Origin of the sequence: Luteimonas endophytica, assembly GCF_029887875.1 — a bacterium.
Taxonomy (GTDB): domain Bacteria; phylum Pseudomonadota; class Gammaproteobacteria; order Xanthomonadales; family Xanthomonadaceae; genus Luteimonas; species Luteimonas endophytica.
In genome coordinates this window covers 1-2131 of record NZ_JARXRM010000004.1, presented here as the reverse complement: position 1 = coordinate 2131, position 2131 = coordinate 1, and the positions used below count along the sequence as shown (strand labels likewise).

The following is a 2131-nucleotide window of genomic DNA, read 5'->3' as shown; positions in this document are numbered from 1 at the left end:
CGCGACGGCGCAGCAGGCGCAGCCATCGAGAGCTACGGCTACGACGCCACCGGCAACCGCACCAGCTTCACCAATGCCGGCGGCAGCCAGGCCTATAGCTACCCGGCCGACAGCCACCGCCTCGCGGCCGTGGCCGGCGTGGCCCGCAGCTACGACAACGCCGGCAATACCCTGGCCATCGGCATGGCCAGGGAATTCGTCTACAACGCCGCCAATCGCATGAGCCAGGCGAAGCAGGGCGGCGCAGTAGCGATGCACTACGTCTACAACGGCAAGGGCGAGCAGGTGCGCAGGCACCAGGGCGCCAGCGACACGACCACGGTCTTCGACGAGGCGGGCCGCTGGCTCGGCGATTACGACGCTGCGGGTACCCCGCTGCAGCAGGCGGTCTGGCTGGACGACTTCCCGGTCGGCCTGCTGGTCGGCACCTCAGGCGTCAACCGGCTCCACTACGTGCAGCCGGATCACCTGGGAACGCCGCGCGCTGTGATCGATCCGGTGCGCAACGTGGCCGTATGGAACTGGGACTTGGCTAGCGAAGCCTTCGGCAATAGCCCGCCGAATGAGGACTCGGATGGGGACGGCACCAGTTTCGCGTTCGATATGCGCTTCCCAGGGCAGCGTTACGATGCGACGAGCGGCTTGAACTACAACTACTCGCGTGAATATGAAGCCGCGGTAGGGCGATATTCGCAGAGTGATCCTGTAGGGGTAGCCGATGGGCCCTCAACATTTGGGTACGTGAAACAGAACCCGTTTTCTTTGCTGGACACGCACGGAAATTCGGCCCGGCCAGGCCCTGGGTACAGCTTTGGAAATCACAAGGAACTGGCTCGCGCTGAAGCTATTGAAAAAATGCAGAGGTGCAATCTGGGCGATTGCGAGGGACATCAAAACCCCTACGCGATAAGTGAATCCGAGAGATCAATGATAATTAATAAACTAATTAGCGCAGAGATAAAGTTGGATTACAGTGAATCCGCTTGCGGCGCGACTGAGCCAAACATAGACAGCAATTTAATCAAAATTGGTGGAAGGATTCTTTCCGCTGGCTGTTGTCCGATCGCGTCCGTTCTGGCGCATGAAGCTGCCCATCTCGTATTCGGCAGTCCTCTCTACCTAGATCAGCGAATGGTAGACGAAGGCAAGGCTCGATACATTCAACAGGAGTGTTTTGGCTGCAGCACAGCCTACCATTGACATAATTCGGAGCGACTTCTCAATGCGAAACTTAAAGAGTGCGATGCGAAGATGCCTCTCAAGTGTTGCGCTAGCATCTGCCCTGCTCGGGTGCACTGACACTCAAGTCCCGACGAATAGCGCTGCTCCGGTCGCCTCTGGATCGCCGCAAAGAGACTATGGAGATATTGAGAAGTATCAAGGATGTAGGGCGGCTGCGCGACGCCCACTAACTAATCTGGAGAGATGTGAGATTAATGTCCTTTCCAGGGACTGCACGCCTGCGGCAGATTGTTTGGTTACTTGTATAAGTAGTCCCGATGGCTATAAGCGGGGAGGGGGCTGTTCCCATATTTGCTTTAATCCGCCCGCTGCCCATAGATGGGAAGATCGCCCAACGATGAGTTTTGACGAATGCAAGGATCTAGACCCAGACAGTTGACGAGCGTCGAAACCAATCCCAAGTCGGAGCGACTGCCTGGTAGTAGAGAGCTATCATGTTCGCGCTGCGCTACAGCTACACCAAGGGCGGGCACCTCAGCAGCCTGACCTACCCGGACGGGACCGTGGCGGACTACGTGCGCGATGCCCAGGGCAGGGTGACGGAGGTGGGCGTGACCTCACCGGGCGGCGCCCGCGAGGTCCTGCTGACTGGCGCCGACTACTACCCCTTCGGCCCCGCCGCCGGGTGGACGTACGGCAACGGCCGTCGCCTCGATCGGGTGCATGACCTGGACTACCGGCCCACGTCCATCAGCGACCCGGCCGCTGGCGGGCTGGATTTCGGCTACAGCTACGACCCGGTCGGCAATCTCACGGCGCTGCACACCGCCGACCTGGCCGAGCCGCCGCGAGCCAGCTTCGACTACGACCCGCTCGGCCGCCTCACCGCCTTCCGCGACGGCGCAGCAGGCGCAGCCATCGAGAGCTACGGCTACGACGCCACCGGCAA

General features: G+C 60.5%; 1 protein-coding gene and 1 pseudogene. Both read left to right on the top strand.

Going from position 1 to position 2131, the window contains the following annotated elements; translation table 11 throughout:
• A partial coding sequence (locus QFW77_RS00180) for an RHS repeat domain-containing protein (protein WP_280572115.1) occupies positions 1-1200 on the top strand: 1200 nt, incomplete at its 5' end.
• Positions 1201-1685: 485 nt separating this feature from the next.
• A pseudogene (locus tag QFW77_RS00175) lies at positions 1686-2131 on the top strand (RHS repeat protein); the annotation flags it as partial.